Source organism: Kitasatospora sp. NPDC005748 (assembly GCF_040630735.1).
Lineage (GTDB): Bacteria > Actinomycetota > Actinomycetes > Streptomycetales > Streptomycetaceae > Kitasatospora.
The window spans coordinates 25,428-46,814 of the sequence record NZ_JBEXYD010000047.1; the positions used below are offsets into that span (position 1 = coordinate 25,428).

Below are 21,387 nucleotides of genomic sequence, written 5' to 3' on the forward strand. Positions count from 1 at the left end.
CGTTGGAGCGAGCAAAGATCAGACTTTCTGACATTAGAACTGCAACAATTCCGACCGGGAGAATCCGAGACCTCGATGGCTTGGTCTCATCCATCAGGACATTCGGCCTGAAGGACCCTTTGCTCATTTCTGATAAGGACGACTTTCTCCTGAGTGGCAACAGGCGCTACGAGGCAAGCAAGCTGGCTCACATGCATTTCGTAGACGCAATCTTCGTCGGAGACATCGAAGAAGGCGCGCACGAGTTGCGACGACATCTCACAAATCCCGACCCTATCTACTCTCTGCCCATGACAGTAACTGAAAAGGTGGCGACTGCCTTCACTTTGCAGCGGCTACCGCCTCCTGCTGGTACTGACGAGGGATTCCGGCGAGAAGTGCCAGCTGCCGCCGCCGTGGGGTTGCCCACCAAGGTGTACACGGTTCTTCGCTCTACTCTCCGCAAAGCGGAGAAGGAGATGAGCTCCCCAGGCACGGCGGGCAAAGCGCAGAAGTCACTCTCGCTCATGGTAGAAGCGGTTGAACGGCCTGCCCTCGACTACCCATTGACGTCCGTCGTCGCGAAGCTTCACCAGCTACTTCTGCAGGGAATCTGCCCCGACACACTGGAATCATGCTTCCCGTATCTAAATGGAAAGCCCGGCGCGAGAGACGTCGGTGAAACAAATGCCGATCATGCAGGTCGCGCAGTGCCCAGGGCTCGCACATCCAGGAGGGACTACGACTATGTTCGCACCGCCGATGTGGTGATTGGGACGCTCGAAGGACTGTCCGACGTCGTCACAGACGATCTAGCTACCTCTGAGCATTTCACCTATATGCTCAAGGCTCTCAAAGATGCTCGCCGAATGTCGCATACTTACGTGAAGAAAATGGAGAAGATGCGCAATGAGTAGCCGAATCCAGCATGCCGTCGAAATCGAGTTGCTCATCCCCAGTCAGGTGACGACTGACCGAGACGTGAACACCCGCCCAGTGGACACGGCTTGGGTGGCGAGAAAGCTCCGGGAGGGTTTCGATTTGGGCCGCCTTGGCGTGCCCCAAGTGTCCGCCCGAACGGATGGCACTTATATCTGGCTCGACGGCCAGAATCGAGGAGCCCTGTGCATCGCCGCAGACCACGGAGAGACAAAGATCGGAATGAAGGTATTCCGCGGCCTTACGAAGGAGCAGGAGGCGGAACTGTTTCTTGGCCTCAACGATAATCGTCGCGTGCAGCCCTTGTATAAATTCATGGCCGAGGTTACTGCAGGACACGCCGAGTCTCTCGATATCACACGCGCAGCGCGTGATAGTGGCTGGATCGTCTCAGATTCTGGCGCCGGTAACGCAATCATCGCGGTTGCAGCACTGCGAAAGATTAACGGAAAGTCGACAGAGAGGGGACAGCTCCTCAGGCGAACCTTGAGGGTCGTAACTGAAGCCTGGGGAAATATCCCCGCTGCAGGGAACAGCTACGTGCTCCTCGGGGTAGCGTCCGTACTCCACGAGTTCCCCTTCCTCGACTCTGATGCACTGATCCGCAAGCTATCCAAGCTTCCCGGCGGACCAGCGAGCCTTCTCGGCAAAGGCCGAGGCTACAAGGAGGTCACCGGCGGGACCGTGGTAGAGGGAATCGCCCGGGTGGTTCGGGACGCCTATAACTCTGGGCGGCGATCCGGCCGGCTCGTCGCAGAAGCCCGGGAGCCGTTCTGAATCCAGGAATTCCTTGCTTAGAACACCTAACGATCGTTCGTGAGTCCCGAGTTTGGTCTCCCCCTCACAGTCATCCGCCGCCACTGCATCGGCGACTACTCCTAGGGGGATCAGTGCACCATCGACACCAAAGGCACCGGGCGGGCTGGAGAAATCAACCTGCGGTTCAACCGGCGCACCGCCGAACGGACCATGGCCTGGAAAGACATGTCACTGGCGGTCATGGCTGCCAAGCAACTCGTTTGGCGCGCCCCATCATTGCTCAGGTAGGCACCCCTTTGACGGCATAGCTTGGCATCCACAGCCCGCCCGTCACATGCTGCTACCTGACGCTGCCACGCATGTACGCCTCGACACCGCCGCCCTCGCCGCCAGCAGGGCGGCACGCGCTCGCGCAGCCCCACGAGCTGCGGAGGGGGCACCGCCTCCAACCTCGACCGGGCGCGCGTCAAGGCCCGCACAGGCTCGGCAGATGCCCGGCAGTGGCACGGGGTCGTGGCACTTGGCGCACTCGGCGTACCGGGGCTTGGAGGGCTGTTGTGGGGCCTGGACGCCGGGCGGCAGCTTGCGTTGTAGACGGCTGCGGAGCACGCCGACCGGAGAGTGCAGGGGTACGGGCAGGCCGGGCAGCAGGGCCTGGGCCAGGTCCTGGGCAGTGCTGCCGCGCTCCAGCCACTGGGCGACAAGCGGCGCCAGCTCGATGGCCTCCGCCTCGCCCAACCGCAGGCGCGGCTCCGGGCGGATCGCCCGAAACAGCGTGGCCACCGCCTCTCGGGCCTGTTCGTCCGGTACAGCCGGAGTCTCCTGGTCGATGGTGTGCCCCTCCTCCCGCCCTTCGGGCCGGTCGGCGGCCTCCCCGCCGGTGGCCGCCAGCTGGTCAGCCTGCTCGGCGGGGAGGGTGGGTTCTTGGTACCGGTTCTTTACAAGAGGGACGCCAGCACGGCCGGTGCTCGCCTCACCGGAGACCGGACGGGTGACACCCGGCAGCGCAGTGAGCTGCGGGGTGTCGTAGACGTGGGTCTCGGTGCGGATGGTGCCGTCCGGCATGCGGATCTTTTCGACCCGGTAGTACCCGGCCTCGGTCAGTTCCTTCAGGGCCTTACGGATCGCCCCACGCCCCTGCGGGCTGGAGTCGGCCATGTGCCGACCGTCCTCGCGCCAGCCGTCCGGACGGGAAAGGAGGTCCGCGAGCAGGCCGCGGGCCGTGTAGGACAGCCTCCGGTCCTGTAGGAGACCGTTGGGCAGCACGGTGAAGCTACGTACGTGTTCGGTACGATGTACCCGCATCGGGAGTTCGCGCTCCTGTTGCCGGACCCCGGGATGTTCGCGCATCGCCGGGGTCGCCTATTTTCGGTTGGACCACGGAACGTACCACGTCACCAGCCACGCCAAGGTCCTTTTGCCGCAGCGGCCTTGATCACATTCAAGGGCCCGTTGGATGGCCGGGCCGTCCCTACGATCGGCGGGTGGCGAGGAGTTCTCCGCGCTCGACGGCCTCGCGCAGGACGGCCGCGAAGTCCTGGGGCAGGAGGTTGACCGCGTCGAGGGCGGCGGCGGTCAGGGGGATCTCTTCGAGGAGGTACTCGCCCCGGCCTTCCTGGCTGAACTCGGGGCCGGTGCGGTCCTCGAAACTCCACTTCTCGATGGTCGCGAGGTAGAAGTCCTGGCGCTCGTCGTCCGTCTCGCTGGTGTGGAGGAGGCTGACAATCTCGGCCTCGCCCGCGATCTCCTCGCGGACCTCGCGCAGGAGGGCCTCCTGGGGGCTGGCGTCGGTCGGTTCGATCTTGCCGCCGACGATCACCCAGTACGGGTCGATGCCGGGGCGAATGCGCTTGATCAGCAGCATGGTGTCGTTCGGGGTGAGGAGAACGGCGCGGACGCGGTGCTGCATGGTGACCTGCTTCCTGTTCGATGGTGCGGGGCGAGTCAGTGGAGGAGTCAGCCGCTCGACAGCCCGGCGGGAGCTATCTCGCGGGCGCCAGGTGCCGGTTCAACCATCGTTCCTCCTCCGTCCTGTCCCGTAGGGGAGCGACCAACCAGGGCACGAGGCGTGGGGCCGGCACTGCGGCGATCTGTTCGACCGGGTGGAGGAGCCCCCGTTCGCAGGTCTCCGCCGTCCAGACCGAGAAGCCGGCATACGGGTAGGCCGGATTGATGCCGATCTCCCCCTTGGGGGTCGTACCGTTGAACGGCGTCGGGATGCGCTCGGAGTTCCAGTAACTCCATGCTTCCAGGGCCTTGGCCTGTTCGAAGCAGTGGTAGAGCTGCGGGTAGCGGTCGGCGATCCGGATCTCCCGGAAGATCAGCTGGCCGAGGAGGTGCGGGGCGGTGTCCGCCAGTGTGTCGAGGTCCGCCCGGTGGAAGGTGAGGGCGGAGGCGTCCTGATCCGGGGCAAGGGCTGTGGCGGCGAACAGGTGGGACATCCGGCGTCGCACATAGCCGGGCAGGCCGGATGCCAGGCCGGGCTCGATGCGCTCGACGAGTTCGAGGAGCCGCACGCAGTCCGGCGCGAACCTCCCGAGGTCGAAGAGAACTCCCATCCCCTGCACCGCAGAGAACGCGAGCTCCTTGTACAGGCGGTTGTTGAGCTCGCCCCGGTGGGAGTACTCCTTGGTCGCCCGGCTGGTGGAGTGGAGCATCAAGTACTCGGCGACGGTCTCGAAGTAGAGGTAGCCGAGGTAGGGGAAGGCCGGGACCGTGGCGGCAAGGGTGTCGATGAACGACCCGTCCGGCGTCGTGCCACCGCTGGCGTGGCGCAGGAGCATGTCGAGGAACGGGGCAGCGACGCGCACCCGGTCCACGACGGACCGGAGCACATCGTCATCCTCGGCTTCGGTGAGGAAATGCCGGTACGCCTGGTACGTCCTCAGGTGGATACCTCCGAGGCGCAGGTAGTCGATGCCCTTGGCGGGCACCGGAGCGCCGGGGGCGACCACGATGACGAGCGGTGTGCTGTTCTGCCTGCTTTCCAGCAGGTAGGAGCCGAGGTTGTGGAGCCGGAAGGCGCTACCGGTCGGAGTGAGAGGCGCCCCGTAGATGGCGCCGACCAGGCAGCCGGTGGAGGCGTAGAGGTGCCCGCTGCTGCAGACGGTGCCCAGGTCGCGGGTCAGGTGGAGCAGGTGCATCGGGGCGCCGCTGGCCAGGCTGCGGAGCATGGCGTTGTCCCGCAGGAGCCAGCCGTTCGGGGTCTGCGTCTCCAGACGGTGAGCCCAGTCGGCTTCGCTCTCCGCGAGCCCGGCGGGTGACGGGCGCGAGACCGGCGCGTTGTAGCTGGTGTGGGCGTATTCCCAGTCGGCGTGCAACGGGTCCTCCTACTCGGGCAGCACGGTGTGGAGTGCGTGTTCCAGGGCTTCGCCGTGAGTGGCGCCGTCGAGGCGTGCCTGCTCGCTGTGAACGACCAGGTCGAACGCGACCGGCGGGAGCCACGGCGGCAGGGCTACACGCAGGCGGCCCGGGTCGGGCCACCAGCGGCGGAGGGGCAGGCGGTAGCGGTCGAATGCGTCGGCGGCCTTCAGAAGGTCCACCAGGTGCGGGCTCTGCCGGTAGGCGCCGGTCTGGCTGTCGGTGAAGTTGTCGTGCGGGACGTCGTGGAGCGCGACGGCAGTGATCGTCTCGGTGGTGACCGGTTGGCCGAAGGTGCGGGCCACGGTGTCGAGGTTGCCGGCGAGCCAGCGTGCGGCGCGTTCGCCGTGGCCGGGGTCGTCGCGGTCGTGGTGTCGTCGGCAGTCGTGGCAGGCCGCTGCGGCGGCGAGGGCCAGGGCTTGATCACGACCGGGCTCGTGATGTTGGGCGAGGAACTGGACGAGAAGGCTGACGCGGGCGTTGTGCATGGCGCCGTGGATGGAGTCGATCACGGCCGGGCTGGCGAACCAGGAAACGTCGGGTACCAGCAGGGTCGGGCGATGTGGCATCGTGGCCGGGGCGCTGGGACCGGCGGGTCGGTTGCCGGCGATCCAGCTCAGGGTGTGCTGGTCCATGTGCTGGTGGTCCGGGAGCCTGCGGGTCTCGGCAAGTACGCGCAACGGCGCGTCGGCCGCTTCCGGCGTCGGCGAGATCATGAAGGGTTCCTCGATGGGATCGGGTGCGATGGGCGTCACGCTGGGCGTGGTGGTGCTGACGATGGGCAACCGGCCGAAGGAGCTTCGTGCGCTCCTGGACTCAGTCGAAGCCCAGGAGGGCGGCGGCAGCACGCGGACCGTGGTGCTCGGACAGGGCGTGAAGCTGCCCGAGCTGCCGGAGTGGGTGGACGCGATCGAGCTGCCCGAGAACCTAGGCATCCCCGGAGGGCGGAATGCCGGCGTCGAGCGGCTGCGTGAACTCGGCGGTGTCGACGCCCTGGTGGTCCTGGACGACGACGGGCTGCTTCCCCGAACCGACACCTTCCGGTTGATCCGGGAAGCCTTCGAAGAGAATCCGCGCCTCGGTGTGGTGTCCTTCCGGATCGCGGACGAGACCGGGTACACCCAGCGCCGCCACGTCCCCCGATTCGGCGCGAGCGATCCGCTGCAGTCCGGCCCGGTCACGACGTTCCTGGGCGGCGGGCACGCGATCCGCATGAGCGTGATCGACCAGGTGGGCCTGTTCCCTGCCGAGTTCTTCTACGCGCACGAGGAGACCGACTTCGCCTGGCGTGCGCTCGATGCCGGATGGGAGATCGACTACCGGGCCGACCTTGTGTTGCAGCATCCCCGCACCGATCCGGCCCGGCACGCCACCTACTACCGGATGACGGCACGCAATCGGGTGTGGCTGGCGAAGCGTCATCTGCCTGCCGTTCTGGTGCCCATCTACCTCACCTCCTGGGCGCTGTACACGGGGCTTCGCCGTCCGCCGCTGTCCGGTCTCAAGGCGTGGTGGTCCGGCTTCTTCGAGGGCGTTCGAACGCCGTGTCCTCCGCGTCGGCCGATGCGGTGGAGCACGGTGTGGCAGATGACCAGGCTGGGTCGGCCGCCGGTCATCTGACAGTCGGCCTCGCGGAGTTGCGGGTCAGGACCAGACGGCGTGGATCGCGTCGATGACGCGCTGCACGTCCGTGCTGGTCATGGCCGGGTAGCACGGCAGGGACAGCTGCCGAGCGCCGATCTGTTCGGTGACGGGCAGGTGGCAGTCGACGTACCGGTACGCGGCGAGTCGGTGGACCGGTTTGAAGTGGACGCTGGTGCCGATCCCGTAGGCGTCGAGGAGCAGGTCGGCCACCGTGTCGCGGCTCCGGCCGCCGACCGGTTCGATCAGGACGGGGTAGAGGAACCAGCCGTGCTGGACGCCGTCCAGGGCGGTCGGCAGCCGCAACCCCGGAAGGCCGGCGAGGGACCGGTCGTAGGAAGCGGCGATCTGCGCCCGGCGCGCGGTGAAGTCCGGCAGCTTCTGGAACTGCTGGATCCCGACCGCGGCCGTGATGTCCGGCATCGTGTACTTCAAGCCCGGCACGGTGACCTCGTAGTCGGCGGTGCGGCGCTTGCCGTGGCGCTGCCACACGGAGGAGTCGATGCCGTGTCGGCCGAGGAGGCGGGCGGCCCGGACGAGGTCCGCGCGGCCGATGATCATCCCGCCCTCGCCGGTGGTGATGACCTTGTTGGCGTAGAAGGAGAACACCGCCAGGTCGCCGATGCTGCCCGCTCGGAGGCCGTCGCGCGAGGCGTGCAGAGCGTGGGCGGCGTCCTCGATGAGGACCAGACCGTGGTCGTCGGCGAGCTTGCGGAAGGCCGACAGGTCGCAGGGGTGGCCGCCGTAGTGCATGACCACGATGGCCTTCGTCCTGGAGGTGATCGCCTGCTCGGCCGCCTCCAGGTCGATGTTGAACGTGACCGGATCCACCTCGGTGAACACCGGTGTGCCGCCGCAGTGGACGACGGCGTTCGGGGCCGCGCAGAAGGTGAGGCTCGGAGTGATCACCTCGTCTCCCGCCTTGATGCCGGCGGTGAGGAAGGCCAGGTGCAGGGCGGCGGTGCACGATGACACGGCGAACGCGTCCTCGGCTCCGAGTGCGGTCTTCACGACTTCCTCGAACCGGGTTGCCTTCGGGCCGTGCGTGAGCCAGCCCGAGCGCAGGGTGTGGATCACCTCGGCCTCCTCCTCGCCCCCGATGGACGGCCGGTTCCAGGGAAGGAACGGTGCGGTGGTAGTCACGGCCTCCCCCACGTGGCGGCGGTGTACTCGGCCTGATACCGCCGACAAGCGAGGGAGCGCAGGGTTCGCACCCTGTCGGCGGTGAAGGCGTCCACCAGGCCCCGGTGGTTGTCGTACTGGGGCTCGTCCGGATCAGCGATCGTGCGGGTCGCGAGGAGGTCGGCGATCTCCTGCACGCCGTCCTTGAGCGCGGTGGCGCACGCCCCGGGCATGTGGCGCTGGAGCCGGGCGAAACTGACGCGGTAGTCGCGGGCGTCGGTTTCGTCCCGCTCCGGCCCGCGCCGGATCCTCGACCCGGGCACGATGGCGGCGACGGTCTCGGCGATGTCGGCGATGGTGTGGTTCTCCTGGTCACTGCCGACGTTCCACACCCCGGTCAGGTTGTCGGCCATGACGCCGGCGAGGACTTCGGCGACGTCACCGACGTGGACGAGGGGTCGGCGCTGTGCTCCGCCGTTGAGCGGGACGCGACCGGTGGCGACGGCGCGGGAAGCCATGGAGTTGACGACGGAGTCCAGACGCTGGCGGGGCGATGAGCCGTGGACGGTTGCCAGCCGAAGGGTCGTGAACTCGGTGACTCCGGCGAGTACGTCGGGGAGGCGCCGTTCGGCGAGGACCTTGGTCCGGGCGTAGATGCCCAGCGGGTTCGGCTCGGTGTCCTCGTCCACGGTGCCCTCGTGCCTGCCGTAGACGCTGCAGGAGGAGAAGAACACGTACTGGCCGACGCCCGCGCCGGCGGCAGCCTCGGCGGCGATCATCGGGGCGGCGTAGTTCAGCTCGACGGCCAGTTCCTCGTCCAGTTGGCAGGCCGGTTCGCCGACGATCCCGCCGAGGTGCACCACGGCGTCCGCGCCGTCGCAGACGTCGGCCAGCAGGGCGGGGTCGCGCAGGTCCCCGCCGACGAACGCGGCGGTGTTGGGTAGTAGCCGGCCCGGGTCGTCCCCGCGGTTGTAGATCAGGCCGTCCACGACGGTGACGTGGTGGCCGTGGGAGACGAGGTGGTGGGAGGCGACGGAGCCGATGTATCCGGCTCCGCCGAGGAGCACGACGCGCATGGAAGCGGTCCCTTCGTTCAGGCGGCCATAGAGGCGGTCGGCGCGGCAGTGAACCAGTCCGGGATGGCGTCCGGCGTGGTCCTGAGCCAGTTCACGTAGCGGTCCACGCCCTCGGTGAGAGTGACGGCGGGACGCCAGCCGAGCAGGTCGGTGGCTCGGCAGGTATCGGCGTAGCCTCCGCGCGGGTCGCCTTCGGGCATGGGTGTCTCGACGAAAGAGGCGCGGGGATAGTGGGCGGCGACCAACTCGGCGATCCGCCGGACCGAGGTCGGAATGCCCGTACCGATGTTGATGGTCTGTCCGGCGGCTTGGTCGGCGACGAGCGCGAGGATCGTGGCGTGCGCGATGTCCTCGACATGAACCATGTCGCGCACCTGGTGGCCGCCGCCGTTGAGCCGCATCGGCTGGCCTGTGTGCGCGGACAGGGCCAGCCAGGGAACCATCCAGGAGTGCGAGCCGGGCTTGGGGATCTGCGGGTCGCCGTAAACCGAGAAGTATCGGACGATCGAGTACTCGGTGCCGCTGCTGCCAAGCATCAGACGCGCCTGGTGTTCGCCCCACAACTTCGTGTTGGCGTACACGGAGATCGGGGTCAGCGGCTGGTCCTCGGTGAAGCGCGCCACACCGTCCACCGCAGGGATGCCGTCGCCATAGACGGAGGCGGAGGACACGAACACCAGCCGCTTCACCGACGACTCCAGCACCGCCTCCAGAACGGTCTGGGTACCCTGCACATTCGCCGCGAAGGCAGTGTCGGGCCGGCGGGTGCAGGCGGCGACGTCGGCGTACGCGGCGGCGTGGATCACGTAGTCCGCGCGGCCAGTAAGCCACTTCACGGTGGCCCGTTCGCGCACGTCCCCGAGGACGACCCGGGCGCCGTGCTGGTCCACCCGGAACAGGTCCCGCACCGGGTGCGGGTAGGCGTCGAACCTGTCCAGGACGGTCGGCCTGGCTCCGCACGCGGCGAGCTGGGCGACGATGCGGCTGCCGATCAGGCCACCACCCCCGGTGACCAGCACGCCGGCCCCGGCCAACTCGCTTAGGCGCGGGTCGAAATACACGTCGGCCATGAGGCAACGACCTCCTCTGAAGTGCGGGTTTGTGCACTCAGTGAACAACCGACCACGCCCAGGCGGTACGGTGATGGCCCGCCCATCCCGTTCAATCTGTTCAAGATCAGCTCTGGGGGTGCGAGTTGACTGGCAGTAAGAAGCCCAACCGGCAGCTGGCGAGCGTCATCGAGGAAGCCGGGTGCACGTACGAAGCCCTGGCCAGGACGGTCCGCACCGTCGCCGCGGAGGCCGGCGAGACCCTGCACACTTCACGGTCGGCCGTGCTCTCCTGGGTCCGGGGCGGAACCCCAACTGGCAGAACCGCGACCTACCTTGCCGAGGCTTTGACGAGAATGGTGAAGCGGAAGGTGACGGCCGCCGAGATCGGTCTAGGCTTCGTCGCAATCGGGGAGGTCATGACCCCTGATCCTCTGGCAACCGCTGCCGATCTCGGGAGACTTGTCATGTTCCACCGTCGCGACTTCCTCGCCCTCGCCTTCGGCACCGCTGCGGTCGGGCTCCCGCTCGTCTACGACCACCAGGCCGTCGCCGCTGCCCTGCGAACCGCGAAGGGCGGTCGCAGGGCCGGGGCTGAAGAGGTCTCCACCGTCCGGCAGCTCACCGAGATGTTCCGGACCGCCGACGAGAGACTGGGCGGCGGCCACGGGCTGTCCACTGTCTCGTCCTATCTGGCGGACGCCGTCGTGCCGATGCTCCAGGCCACGTTCCCGTCCGAGGAGGTCCGCCGGAGTGCGTACGGCGCGGCGGCTGAGCTGGCGACCTTGGTCGGATGGAAGTGTCATGATCTCGGCCGCGAGGGCGCGGCCCAGAGGTTCTACCTCCTCGCCTACCAGCTCGCCTGCGAGTCCGACCCCGCAGGTCACGGAGCCTGGATGATGCGGGCCCTCACCCACCAGGCCCTCGATCTGAGCCAGACCACGCACTGCGTCGAACTGGCCGAGGCCGCGCTGTCGCGGGCCCAAGGGAAGGTCGACCGGAAGACAGAAGCGCTGCTGCTGGTGACGGCCGCGCGGGCGTACGGAGCGAGCGGTCAGAGCAAGGACGCCGCCGGGGCACTCCTGGCCGCCGAGAACGCCATGCTCGCCGGCGACGACGGCGTCCCCTCCTATGCCGCCGCCTCCGGCCCGGTCGCGGCGACCGTGGCATCGCACACGGGCAAGTCCCTGACCGAGATGAAGGACCACCGGGCCGCCGAACGGCACTACCGTGCGGCGCTGGAGGGCCGTGTCCCCGAGACGTACCAGCGGGTTCGCGGCCTGACCCTCGCGAATCTCGCCAAATCCGTAGCCGCCCAGCACCGCCACGAGGAGGCCGTGATCCTCTGGGATCAGTGCCTGGATCTCATGGACGGCGTGGCATCCGACCGGAACCGGAAGGAGCTGAAGACGGTGCGCTCGACCATGGCCGTCTACAGCAGGCGAGGAATCCCCGGCGCATCCGAACTCGCGCAGAAAGCTGGCGAACTCGTTTCCCAGTGACGCCAGCTGCGTCGGCCGCTTCCCGACGAGCGTGCCACTCGTTCCGCCCCGAGCCGCTCTCCGGCCTTCAGCCGGGTGGGCGACGGTCCCTTCTCGGCGTCAGCGTCGACGGGTGGGGTCGTACGGTGCCGGGCCAATGGCCGGGGTAGGAGCGGTGGCGAGCGTGGCGGTGGCGCGTGCCATGGTGCTCCTGGTCCGCGCTGCGGTAGTCCGTCGCGTGCAGGATGCGCCGGGCGATCGTCGCCCACTCTGCATCGGTGAGGATGCGGTCCTCGGCGGCGTTCCGCAGGGAGCAGTGCCACACCGTTTCCGCCGGCCGCCGGTCGGGGGCGAGGGCGTTGACGGGAAGGTCGAGGTGGGCGGCGAGTTTGGCTAGCGTGTCGCGCGGGCCGCGTGCGCCTTCGGGTGCGGGGTCGGGGGCAGAGCCGTTCCACGAGGCGATCATGTGGGGGTCTTCGTGCTCGTCGTGCTTGCCGGGCCCGTACAGGTAGCGGACGAGGGCAAAGGTCCCGCCGGAGTTGTGGGAGATCTTGGGGATCAGTGCGTGTTCACCTTCCGATGATCGAGGCGGTAGCGGCGTCGATGCCGTCCAGGCTCTGCAGGACGCGGTCCCAGATGTGCTGCAGGTGGGGCGGCGGGTTGCCGCCGACCCACAGGTTGTGGGCGATCCGGTTGAGGTTGTTGCCGATGGTGACGACCACACCGCGAACCTGCTCTTCATCGACGAGAACGCCAAGCCGTACCACCGCAGCGTCTTCAACGCGGGCGCCTGGAAGCTGGCGCTCGTCGCGGCCGGGGTGATCCCGCCGCGCGAGAAGGGGGCGAAGTACTTCAGGCGGCCCGGACGACGGTATGCACGCCCTGCGGCATGCCTACGCCTCGGTGCTGCTGGATGTCGGCGAGACGATCAAGGCGCTGGCGGCCTACCTCGGTTACAGCGACCCAGGCTTCACGCTCCGGACCCATACCCACCTGATGCCGACGAGCGAGTCCCGGACGCGCTCGGCAATCGACAGGGGGCTTCCGGGTGCGGGGACGGGGCACCCCGCGCCGAAACCCGAGGGCATGTGCCCCACGTGTGCCCTGGCGGCCTGATTCCTGTCTCGTACTCGCCGCGACCTGGGCCCGGACAGCAGCCATTCGTGCAGGTCAGAGAGCCACAGGAGCTACGAGGCCGCCCGCAGCAGGGCGTCGTCCTGCCACTTGAGGATCTTGTCGAAGCTGACGATCGCGCCGCGCAGGGGGTGGTTGCGGAGCTGGACGTGGTCGGTCAGGGCGTGGATCAGGAAGAGGCCGCGGCCGGACTCGGCGGTGAGGTCGGGGAGGGTGTCCAGGTCGACCGGGCGCAGGGTGGGGGCGGGGGCCCCGGCGTGGCAGGGGGGCAGCACGTGGGTGTCGTAGGGGCGGTCGTCGCGGCGGGGGCGGCGGGTGGTCAGGACCGGGCCGGGGACGCTGGCGCGGCCGCGCCGGGGGCGGCGGGCGCCCCGGCCGGTCGCGGCCGGGCGGGCCGGCGGGGCGGCCGGCCGGCGCGGCGGGAACGGGGCGGGGGCGGCGGGCGCGGCGAGGCCGGGGCCGGAGTCCGTGACCTCGATCCGCAGGAGGTCCCCGCTGATCGACGCGGTGACCTGGAAGCCGTCGTCCGAGCGGCCGCAGGCGCCGTGCTCCACGGCGTTGGCGCAGGCCTCGCTGAGGGCGACCCCGAGGTCGTCGGCGATCTGCGGGTCGACGCCCGCCGTCGCCATGGCACCGAGCAGGATGCGCCGGGCCAGCGGAACGCTGGCCGGGTCGCGCTTGAGGTGCAGAGTCCACCAGATGTCCACGGGAGGTCCCTCCTGGCTGCGGCTCCACATACAACTAGGTATCTCCGGGCGATCATGCGGTGAACCGTGCAGGGGGTCGGCTACCGCCCGTTCGGCGGATGGACTGGGGCCGGGGTGTGTGCCGAGCGGCGCACACCGGGGGCCGCACGCCGGGCCGAACGGGGCATTCGTAGGGATTTCCCACCCTGCCCTCGGCGGCGCGGGGGGCGATGAGATGATGGCCCGGCCATGACTGCCCTCGCCGCCGCCCCGCACCCGGGCGCCCCCGCACCGGACGCACCGGTGGGGGCCGCCGCCTGGGACCTGCGGCTTGCGCGGGCCGTCCCGTTCGCCCTGGTCTGCGCGCTGATCGCGGCCGCCGGGCACGCCCTGGCCGGCGGCGGGAACGTGGCCCTGCCCGCGCTCGCGACCGGCTTCGCGGCCGTCCTGGTGCTCGCGGTGGCCTTCGGCGGGCGGGAGCGCTCGCTCGGTGCCATCGCCGGCGCGCTCGGTGCGGGCCAGCTCGGGCTGCACTGCCTGTTCCACGCCTTCGGCGGGCACGCCACCGCGGCGGCCGGCGCGATGGCCGGGATGCACCACGGCGGCTCCGGCCCGCTGACGCTGCCCCAGGTGGCCGGCCGGCTGATCTGCAACGAGGCCAGTCCGGGCACGCTGGCCGGCCTGCCCGGCAGCCCGTCGGCCGAGCAGCTGGTCGCCCGCGCGGGGCTGGACCCGCGGGCGTTCGCCGTCGCGCCCTGGTGGCAGGACGGCCTGTTCGGGATGACGCCGTCGATGCTCGCGGGCCACCTGGCCGCCGCCCTGGCGGCCGGCTGGTGGCTGCGGCGCGGCGAGGCGGCGCTCTGGCGGCTGGTCAGGATCACCGCCACGGCCGCCCGGGAGCACTGGACCACCCCGCTGCGGACGGCGTTCGCGCTGGCCGCGGCGCTGCTGCGGGGCCTGCTCGGCACGCCCGCCGGTCCCGCCCGCCGCTCCGGCGCGCGGGCCGGGGACAGCCGGCCGCCGGCCCGTGCCGCACTGCGGCACAGCGTGGTGCGGCGCGGTCCCCCGTTCGGGGCCCTCGCGTACTGACCCGCCCCCGACGGAGCGCCGACAAGGCCCCGTACCGGGTCCGGGTGTACGCGGCGACCGCGCCGTACCCGCCGCACCCCCGCGGCGTGCGGCCCCCCACTCGTCCCCACGCCGCGCGGCCCCGCCGAGGCACGGATCACCGTGTCCGGGAGCGGTCCTGCCGCCGAGCCTCCGAACGGAGACCCGAATCATGCGTTCCCTCCCCACCCGCCGTATCGCCGCCGTCGCCCTCACCGCCGCCGCGTCGGTCGTGGCGCTGGCCGGCCCCGCCTTCGCGCACGTCACCGTGAACCCGGGCAACGCCCAGCAGGGCGGCTACACCGCCGTGGACTTCCGGGTGCCGAACGAGAACGACAACGCGTCCACGGTGAAGCTGGAGGTCAACCTCCCGCTGGACCACCCGCTGGCCTCCGTCCGCACCCTGCCGATGCCGGGCTGGACCACGACCGTCGAGAAGTCCAAGCTCGACAAGCCGATCAAGGTGCACGGCAACGACGTCAACGAGGCCGTCTCCAAGATCACCTGGACCGCCGACGCGGGCACCAAGATCGCCCCAGGCCAGTTCCAGGAGTTCCGCGTCTCGATCGGCCCGCTGCCGACCGACACCGACAAGCTGGTCTTCAAGGCGCTGCAGAGCTACGACAACGGCGACGTCGTGCGCTGGATCGACGAGGCCAAGGACGGCCAGCCCGAGCCGGCCAAGCCCGCCCCCGTGCTGGCCCTCGACAAGGCCGCGGCCGGCGGCGAGCACGGCGCGACCGCCGCCCCCACGGCCACCGCCGACGGCCACGGGCACGGCGACGCCACCACCCAGGCCGCCGCCTCCTCGGACAAGGGCAGCGACTCCACCGCCCGCGTCCTCGCCGTGGTCGGCATCGTCGTCGGCCTGGTCGGCGCGGCGTTCGGCGTGCTCGGCCTGCGCCGCAAGAACGGCGGCTCCGCCTCCTGACCCCCGCACCGGCGGGGCCGCGCCCGTACCGCACCCGGGCCCGGGCGCGGCCCCGCCGGTGATCCACCGCGCACGATCGGATCCCCCATGTCCCGCACCCTCCGCACCGCCCGGCTGGCCGGCGCCGCCGCCGTCGCGCTCGCCGCGGCCCTCACCCTGACCGCCTGCGGCTCCGACGGCTCCACCGGCCCCGCCAAGGTCACCCAGCAGAAGGCCGACTCCCCGTACCAGGGCACCGTGCTCGGCAAGCACTTCGACAAGCCCGACCTCCAGCTGACCGACACCGCCGGCCAGCCCTTCGACCTGCGGCAGAAGACCAACGGCCGGAGCACCCTGCTGTTCTTCGGCTACACCAGCTGCCCGGACGTCTGCCCGACCACGATGGGCGACATCGGCGTGGCGATGACCAAGCTCTCCCCCGAGGAGCGCCAGAAGGTCGACATCGTCTTCGTCTCCACCGACCCCCAGCGCGACACCCCGCAGGTGCTGCGCACCTGGCTGGACTCGATGGGCAAGGACTTCATAGGCCTCACCGGGGACCTGGCCAAGGTGAAGGCCGCGGCCAAGTCCCTCGGCATCCTGATCGAGGACCCGGTGGTCAACGCGGACGGCACGGTCACCTCCACCCACGGCGCGCAGGTGCTGGCGTTCCTGCCCTCGGACGACAAGGCGCACGTCCTCTACCTCAGTGGCACCGAGGAGAAGACCTACGAGCACGACCTCCCGCTGCTCGCCCAGGGGGTCGCGGCATGAACGGCGCCGGCGGGCCGCGCGGGTTCCGGCGGACCGCGCTCGCGGGGGCGGTGCTGGCGACGGCACTGGGCGCCGGCGCCATCCTGGTCGCCTGCGGCGCGGGCGACGGCGAGGCCCGGGCCGACGGTCCGGCCCTGCTGAGCGTCGCCGACTCCTACATCCCGCTGCCCCCGGCGGGCGGGATGGCGGCCGGCTACCTCACCGTGCGCAACGACGGCGGCGAGGACCAGCTGGTCAAGGTCTCCAGCCCGGCCGCGCAGTCGGTCACCATGCACCGCTCCACCGCCTCCACCATGGAGCAGGTCGAGCGGCTGGACGTCCCCGCGCACGGCGCGTTGGAGCTCGCCCGGGGCGGCAACCACCTCATGATCATGGGATGGCGGAAGGCCCCCGCCCTCGGTGACGAGCTCGAACTCGACCTGACCTTCGCCCGGACCGGCACCGTCTCGGTCAAGGTGCCGGTCCGGGAACTCACCTACCGCCCCGGCCAGCAGTAAGGGATCCAGGAGATGCTGACGGCCGCGTTGCCGAACCCCACCACCCGCCGCCGGATCGTCGGGCTGCTGGGCCTGCTCGGCGCGGTGCTCGCGCTGCTGCTCGCCGGCGCCGGCCCCGCCTCCGCGCACGCCACCCTGCAGTCCACCGACCCCGCGCAGAACTCGGTCGTCGCGACCGCGCCGCAGGCCGTCACGCTGACCTTCAGCGAGTCGGTGTCGCTCTCCGGGGACTCGGTCCGGGTCCTCGACCCGGCCGGCAAGGCGGTCGACGGCGGCAACCCCGCGCACGCGGACGGCAAGGACAACACCGCCCGGGTCGGGCTGAACAGCGGCCTGGCCAACGGCACCTACACGGTGGCCTGGCGCGCGGTCTCCGAGGACTCGCACCCGATCGGCGGAGCGTTCACCTTCTCGATCGGCGCGCCCTCGGACACCTCCGTCTCCACCACCGCGCTGAGCGGCGCCGAGGCCGACGGCGTGGTCGCCGCGCTGTACGGCACCGGCCGGACCGTCGCCTACGGGGCGTTCGCGCTGCTCGTCGGCGCGGCCGCGTTCGTGCTGGCCTGCTGGCCGGCCGGGGCGGCGCAACGCGCCGTGCAGCGGCTGCTGATGACCGGATGGGTGGCGCTGCTGGTCTCCACCGTCGCGGTGCTGATGCTGCGCGGCCCGTACGAGCGCGGTTCGGGCGTCGGGCAGGCCTTCGACCTGTCGCTGGTGCGCGCCACCCTCGACGAGCGGATCGGCACCGCGCTGGCCGCCCGGCTGCTGCTGCTCGCGGCGAGCGGGGTCTTCCTGTCGTTGCTGGTCGGCCAGCTCGGACAGCCCGCGCCGGCCGCCCGCCCGGAGGAGGCGGACGACGCGCGGGCGAGCGACGACGCACGGACCGCCGAGGAGGCGGAGGAGGCCGAGCTGCGGCAGCTGGAGCGGCGCGCCGCCGAGCGCCCGCAGCACGAGACCCGGCTGGGCCTCGGGGTGGCCGGACTGGTGCTGGCCATCGCCCTCTCGGCGACCTGGGTGGGCGCCGACCACGCCTCGGTCGGCATCCAGGTCTGGCTGGCACTGCCGCTCGGCATGCTGCACCTGATCGCGATGGCGCTCTGGCTCGGCGGCCTGGCCGCGATGGCGGTCGGGCTGCGGCACGGGATCGGCGCGGCGGCCGCCGAGCGGTTCTCCAAGGTCGCCTTCGGCTCGGTGGCGGTGCTCACCGCCACCGGGATCTACCAGTCCTGGCGCGGCCTCGGCAGCTGGAGCGCGCTGACCGACACCGAGTACGGGCGGCTGCTGCTGGTGAAGACCGGCTGCGTGGTCGCGATGCTCGGCGTCGCCTGGATCTCCCGGGCCTGGCTGGCCCGGCTGCGGGCCGCTCCGGCGGAGGCCGAGGCGGCCCGGCCGGTCGAGGCACCGGAGCCGGTCGCCGTCGCGGCCCACTCCGACGACCCGGTCCGGCAGGCCCAGCTGGACCGCCAGCGGGCCGCCCGGGCGAGCGCCGGCCGCGACCGCGGACTCACCCCGACCCGGGCCGGGCTGCGCCGCTCGGTGCTGATCGAGTCGGTGGCGGCGGTGGCCGTGCTGGTGGTCACCACGATGCTGACCAACTCCCCGCCCGGCCGGGTGGCGAGCGAGATCGCGGCGGCCGGCACCGCCAACGGCGCCACCGCGCCCGCGCCGGGCGTGCCCGCCCCGCAGACGGTGCCCGGCCAGACCATGGAGCTCAAGCTCCCGTACGACACCAAGGGCCGGACGCCGAACGCCAAGGGCACCGCGACCGTCACCCTCAACCCGGCCCGGACCGGGCCCAACGAAGTCCACCTGAGCCTGGACGGGGCGGACGGCAAGCCGGTCGAGGTCCCCGAGGTGGAGCTCGCCTTCACCCTGCCGGACCGCGACCTCGGCCCGCTGCCGGTGCCGCTGACCGCCGAGGGCCCGGGCCGCTGGAGCGGTACCGCGCAGCTCCCGCTGGCCGGGAACTGGGTGGTGTCGGTGCAGGTCCGCTCCTCGGAGATCGACCAGACCACCGAGATCAAGCAGCTGAAGATCGGGTGAGCGCGATGGGCAGCACCACGGACACCGGCCGGCTGCCCGGCGGCGCGGATCCCGGCCCGCGCGCCGGCGTCACCCGGAGGGCCCTGCTGGGCACCGCCGGGGCCGGGCTGGTGGCCGGTGCGAGCGCGGGCGCGGCCGGGGCGGTCGCCCTGGACCGGGCGCCCGCGGCCGTACCCGCCGCCGCCGGGCCGAGTGGCGCGCTCGGCGCCGGACGGGTGCCGTTCCACGGCGAGCACCAGGCCGGCATCCTCGAACCGCAGCAGGCCCGGGTCCAGCTGGCCGCCTTCGACCTGGCCGCCGGCGTCGGCCGGGACGGGCTGCGGACGCTGCTGCGCGACTGGTCCCGGACGGCCGCGCTGCTGGCCGCCGGCGAGCCGGCCGACGCGTTCGAGAACCAGGTGGCGCTGGACGCCGGCCCCTGCTCGCTGACCGTCACCTTCGGCTTCGGCGCCACCCTGTTCGACCGGGCCGGACTGGCCGACCGCCGCCCGGCGGCGCTGGAGCCGCTGCCCGCCTTCCCGGCGGACGCGCTGGACCCGGCCCGCGGTGACGGCGACCTCTTCGTCCAGATCGGCGCCGACGACGCGCTGGTCGCCGTGCACGCCCTGCGGGTGCTCCAGCGCCGGGCGGCCGGCACCGCGGCGCTGCGCTGGCAGGCGGCCGGCTTCGCCCGGACGCCCGGCGCCACCGCGCGGCCGATGACCGGGCGCAACCTGATGGGCCAGATCGACGGCACCAACAACCCCCGGCCCGGTGAGGACGGCTTCGCCGGCAAGGTGTTCTGCGCCGCCGGTGACGAGCGGAGCGCCTGGCTGAACGGCGGCTCGTACCTGGTGTTCCGGCGGATCCGGATGCTGCTGGACTCCTGGGAGGCACTGCCGGTGGACCGCCAGGAGCGGGTGATCGGCCGCCGCAAGACGGACGGCGCGCCGCTCTCCGCGCCCGCCTCCGCCGGCGAGACCACACCGGTGGACCTGACGGCGCAGAGGGCGGACGGCACGCTGGCCGTCCCCGCCGACGCGCACATCCGGGTCGCCGCACCGGCCGCCAACGGCGGGGCGGCGATGCTGCGGCGGGGCTTCTCCTACCACGACGGCCTGCTGGCCGACGGCTCGCCGGACGCCGGGCTACTCTTCCTCGCGTTCCAGGCCGACCCGGGCCGGGGCTTCACCCCGGTGCAGCGCAAGCTCTCCCGGGGCGACGGCCTCTCCCGCTTCCTGCGGCACGAGGCGAGCGGGCTGTACGCCGTGCCGCCCGGCGCGCCGGAGGGCGGCTACGTCGGGCAGTCGCTGCTGGAGTAGCGGCCGGCCGGGGCCCGGGGCACCTCCCCGCGCCCGCGCCGGCCCCCCGCCCGGGATTCCCACGGACCGGAACGCGGCGGTGGGAGGCGGGCGAAGTGACTAAGGTGATCTGCTCGGTAACCCTTTCGCATGGAGGCGGCATGTCGGCCACCCGCTACACCTACCTCGGCCCGGCGGGCACCTTCACGGAGGCGGCCCTGCGCACCCTGCCGGAGGCGGCGACCCGGGAGCTGGTGCCGCTGGCCTCGGTGCCGCTGGTGCTGGACGCGGTGCGCGCGGGCGAGGCCTCGGGCGCGTTCGTGCCGATCGAGAACTCCGTCGAGGGCGCCGTCACCGCGACCAACGACGAACTGGCCGCCGGCACCCCGCTGATGATCTACCGGGAGGTGCTGCTGCCGATCTCCTTCGCGCTGCTGGTGCGGCCCGGCACCGAACTGGGCGACATCAAGACCGTCACCAGCCACCCCGTCGCCCAGCCGCAGGTGCGCCGCTGGCTGGCCGCCAACCTGCCGGACGCCCGCTGGGAGTCCTCGGCCTCCAACGCCGACGGCGCCCGGCTGGTCGCCGAGGAGCGGTTCGACGGCGCCTTCGCGGGCGAGTTCGCGGCGCCGATCTACGGCCTGGACCCGCTGGTCAAGGACATCGCCGACGCGCAGAACGCGACCACCCGCTTCATCCTGGTGGGCCGGCCGGGTCGGGTCTCCTCGCCGACCGGGGCGGACAAGACCTCGATGGTGGTCTGGCTGCCGGACGACCACCCGGGCGCGCTGCTGGAGCTGCTCCAGGAGTTCGCGGTGCGCGGCGTCAACCTGATGCGGATCGAGTCCCGCCCGACCGGTGAGGGGCTCGGCAGCTACTGCTTCCTGATCGACTGCGAGGGCCACCTCGCCGACCGCCGGGTGAGCGAGGCGCTGATGGGCCTCAAGCGGATCTGCCCGCAGGTGCGCTTCCTCGGCTCCTATCCGCGCGCCGACCGGCAGGTCACCAAGCACCGGCGGCCGGGCACCTCGGACGCCGACTTCGGCGCGGCGGCCGACTGGCTCTCCCGCTGCCTCGACGGGCGCGGCGACATCTGAGGCGCGCGGGGCCGCCGGGGCGGACGGGGCGACCGGGGTACCCGACTCCGGGTGTCCCGGGCCTGCGGCGCGGCGCGGCCGGCTGCGGCATCCGGGTGACCCCGGCCGCCCGGACATTTGATCGCCGGCTTTCGTTTTCCTGTTCTTTCTTGACTGTTTTCGACTGAACTCAGCCACCGGGGCAGGTGACCGCACCCGTCGTCCACAGGCTCCGAAGCGGCGGAACCGGCTGTCCACAGGCCCGGCGGCTGTCCACAGCCGAAAGTTATCCACAGACCTGGGGATGAGTCGACAAACCGGTATAGCCATCGGCCGTTTCGGTCGGAACACCGGTTAGCGGCGCAGAGATGACTAATCGGACCAGAGTCACCCGTGTGCCAGCAAATCACCCGTCTGAGTGCTTCAATTCCCTCACCCGGGAAGGTCAAATGAGGTTTGAAGCCTCAATTCCTA

Annotated in this window: 21 protein-coding genes and 1 pseudogene; 12 read left to right on the forward strand and 10 right to left on the reverse strand. The window is 71.1% G+C overall.

The genetic code is table 11. The features are described 5' to 3' along the window. The first annotated feature begins 2 nt into the window (after window positions 1-2). Window positions 3-896, forward strand: coding sequence for a ParB N-terminal domain-containing protein (locus ABZ495_RS27210; protein ID WP_359838548.1), 894 nt, complete (start codon window positions 3-5; stop codon window positions 894-896). After that, complete coding sequence (locus tag ABZ495_RS27215; protein ID WP_359838550.1) at window positions 889-1,695, forward strand: DUF6551 family protein; 807 nt, start codon at window positions 889-891, stop codon at window positions 1,693-1,695. The genes ABZ495_RS27210 and ABZ495_RS27215 overlap by 8 nt, the downstream gene beginning before the upstream one ends. A gap of 312 nt (window positions 1,696-2,007) precedes the next feature. Here ABZ495_RS27215 and ABZ495_RS27220 read toward each other — a convergent pair whose 3' ends face one another. The 4 genes from ABZ495_RS27220 to ABZ495_RS27235 all read right to left on the reverse strand — a co-directional run bounded on the left by ABZ495_RS27220 (window position 2,008) and on the right by ABZ495_RS27235 (window position 5,792). Further along, window positions 2,008-2,982, reverse strand: a complete 975-nt coding sequence (locus tag ABZ495_RS27220; RefSeq protein ID WP_359838552.1) for a hypothetical protein — start codon at window positions 2,980-2,982, stop codon at window positions 2,008-2,010. Window positions 2,983-3,148: 166 nt separating this feature from the next. After that, window positions 3,149-3,586, reverse strand: a complete 438-nt coding sequence (locus tag ABZ495_RS27225; RefSeq protein ID WP_359838553.1) for an NUDIX domain-containing protein — start codon at window positions 3,584-3,586, stop codon at window positions 3,149-3,151. Between the two features lie 73 nt (window positions 3,587-3,659). Beyond that, complete coding sequence (locus ABZ495_RS27230) at window positions 3,660-4,997, reverse strand: hypothetical protein (RefSeq protein WP_359838555.1); 1,338 nt, start codon at window positions 4,995-4,997, stop codon at window positions 3,660-3,662. 9 nt (window positions 4,998-5,006) lie between these two features. After that, the gene (locus ABZ495_RS27235) at window positions 5,007-5,792 is read right to left on the reverse strand and encodes a hypothetical protein (protein WP_359838557.1); all 786 of its coding nucleotides are present in this window, start codon (window positions 5,790-5,792) and stop codon (window positions 5,007-5,009) included. On the opposite strand from ABZ495_RS27235, the gene ABZ495_RS27240 reads away from it, so the two are divergent. Then, window positions 5,782-6,657, forward strand: coding sequence for a glycosyltransferase family 2 protein (locus tag ABZ495_RS27240; protein ID WP_359838559.1), 876 nt, complete (start codon window positions 5,782-5,784; stop codon window positions 6,655-6,657). The genes ABZ495_RS27235 and ABZ495_RS27240 overlap by 11 nt on opposite strands. A 24-nt stretch (window positions 6,658-6,681) precedes the next feature. Here ABZ495_RS27240 and ABZ495_RS27245 read toward each other — a convergent pair whose 3' ends face one another. From ABZ495_RS27245 to ABZ495_RS27255, 3 genes are read right to left on the reverse strand one after another with little or no spacing between them, the layout of a single operon-like run. Beyond that, entirely contained in the window at window positions 6,682-7,821 is a 1,140-nt protein-coding gene (locus ABZ495_RS27245) for a DegT/DnrJ/EryC1/StrS family aminotransferase (RefSeq protein WP_359838561.1), read from the reverse strand. Further along, on the reverse strand, window positions 7,818-8,876 hold the full coding sequence (locus ABZ495_RS27250; protein WP_359838563.1) for an NAD(P)-dependent oxidoreductase: 1,059 nt from the start codon (window positions 8,874-8,876) through the stop codon (window positions 7,818-7,820). The genes ABZ495_RS27245 and ABZ495_RS27250 overlap by 4 nt, the downstream gene beginning before the upstream one ends. Before the next feature lie 17 nt (window positions 8,877-8,893). After that, window positions 8,894-9,946, reverse strand: a complete 1,053-nt coding sequence (locus ABZ495_RS27255) for an NAD-dependent epimerase/dehydratase family protein (protein ID WP_359838565.1) — start codon at window positions 9,944-9,946, stop codon at window positions 8,894-8,896. Window positions 9,947-10,071: 125 nt separating this feature from the next. Here ABZ495_RS27255 and ABZ495_RS27260 point away from each other — a divergent pair, with 125 nt between their 5' ends. Beyond that, on the forward strand, window positions 10,072-11,427 hold the full coding sequence (locus tag ABZ495_RS27260) for a tetratricopeptide repeat protein (RefSeq protein WP_359838567.1): 1,356 nt from the start codon (window positions 10,072-10,074) through the stop codon (window positions 11,425-11,427). 67 nt (window positions 11,428-11,494) lie between these two features. On the opposite strand, the gene ABZ495_RS27265 is transcribed toward ABZ495_RS27260, so the two are convergent. Together ABZ495_RS27265 and ABZ495_RS27270 are read right to left on the reverse strand one after the other, a co-directional pair. Further along, window positions 11,495-11,872 carry a hypothetical protein gene (locus ABZ495_RS27265; RefSeq protein ID WP_359838569.1) on the reverse strand — a complete coding sequence of 126 codons (378 nt, stop codon included), beginning with the start codon at window positions 11,870-11,872 and terminating at the stop codon, window positions 11,495-11,497. A 103-nt stretch (window positions 11,873-11,975) separates the two neighbouring features. Continuing rightward, window positions 11,976-12,128 (reverse strand): hypothetical protein, encoded by a 153-nt coding sequence (locus ABZ495_RS27270; protein ID WP_359838570.1) that lies wholly within the window; start codon window positions 12,126-12,128, stop codon window positions 11,976-11,978. Between ABZ495_RS27270 and ABZ495_RS27275 the strand changes: the two are divergent. Beyond that, a pseudogene (locus tag ABZ495_RS27275) lies at window positions 12,114-12,522 on the forward strand (site-specific integrase); the annotation flags it as partial. The gene ABZ495_RS27270 and the pseudogene ABZ495_RS27275 sit on opposite strands and share 15 nt — an antisense overlap. Window positions 12,523-12,593: 71 nt before the next feature. On the opposite strand, the gene ABZ495_RS27280 reads toward ABZ495_RS27275, so the two are convergent. After that, the gene (locus ABZ495_RS27280; RefSeq protein WP_359838572.1) at window positions 12,594-13,247 is read right to left on the reverse strand and encodes an ATP-binding protein; all 654 of its coding nucleotides are present in this window, start codon (window positions 13,245-13,247) and stop codon (window positions 12,594-12,596) included. A gap of 228 nt (window positions 13,248-13,475) precedes the next feature. On the opposite strand from ABZ495_RS27280, the gene ABZ495_RS27285 reads away from it, so the two are divergent. The 7 genes from ABZ495_RS27285 (at window position 13,476) to pheA (ending at window position 20,934) form a co-directional block, all read left to right on the forward strand. Next, window positions 13,476-14,315 carry a hypothetical protein gene (locus ABZ495_RS27285; RefSeq protein ID WP_359838574.1) on the forward strand — a complete coding sequence of 280 codons (840 nt, stop codon included), beginning with the start codon at window positions 13,476-13,478 and terminating at the stop codon, window positions 14,313-14,315. A 190-nt stretch (window positions 14,316-14,505) separates the two neighbouring features. Next, window positions 14,506-15,264, forward strand: a complete 759-nt coding sequence (locus ABZ495_RS27290; protein WP_352296424.1) for a YcnI family protein — start codon at window positions 14,506-14,508, stop codon at window positions 15,262-15,264. Between the two features lie 87 nt (window positions 15,265-15,351). Then, window positions 15,352-16,017 (forward strand): SCO family protein, encoded by a 666-nt coding sequence (locus ABZ495_RS27295; RefSeq protein ID WP_329488945.1) that lies wholly within the window; start codon window positions 15,352-15,354, stop codon window positions 16,015-16,017. Next, the gene (locus tag ABZ495_RS27300) at window positions 16,014-16,514 is read left to right on the forward strand and encodes a copper chaperone PCu(A)C (RefSeq protein ID WP_329488944.1); all 501 of its coding nucleotides are present in this window, start codon (window positions 16,014-16,016) and stop codon (window positions 16,512-16,514) included. The genes ABZ495_RS27295 and ABZ495_RS27300 overlap by 4 nt, the downstream gene beginning before the upstream one ends. Before the next feature lie 12 nt (window positions 16,515-16,526). Then, entirely contained in the window at window positions 16,527-18,557 is a 2,031-nt protein-coding gene (locus ABZ495_RS27305; protein WP_359838576.1) for a FixH family protein, read from the forward strand. 5 nt (window positions 18,558-18,562) lie between these two features. Next, window positions 18,563-19,858 carry an iron uptake transporter deferrochelatase/peroxidase subunit gene (gene efeB / locus ABZ495_RS27310; RefSeq protein ID WP_359838578.1) on the forward strand — a complete coding sequence of 432 codons (1,296 nt, stop codon included), beginning with the start codon at window positions 18,563-18,565 and terminating at the stop codon, window positions 19,856-19,858. Between the two features lie 140 nt (window positions 19,859-19,998). After that, a complete protein-coding gene (pheA, locus tag ABZ495_RS27315; RefSeq protein ID WP_329488941.1) occupies window positions 19,999-20,934 on the forward strand; it encodes a prephenate dehydratase in 936 nt (311 codons plus the stop codon). Window positions 20,935-21,387 lie beyond the last annotated feature (453 nt).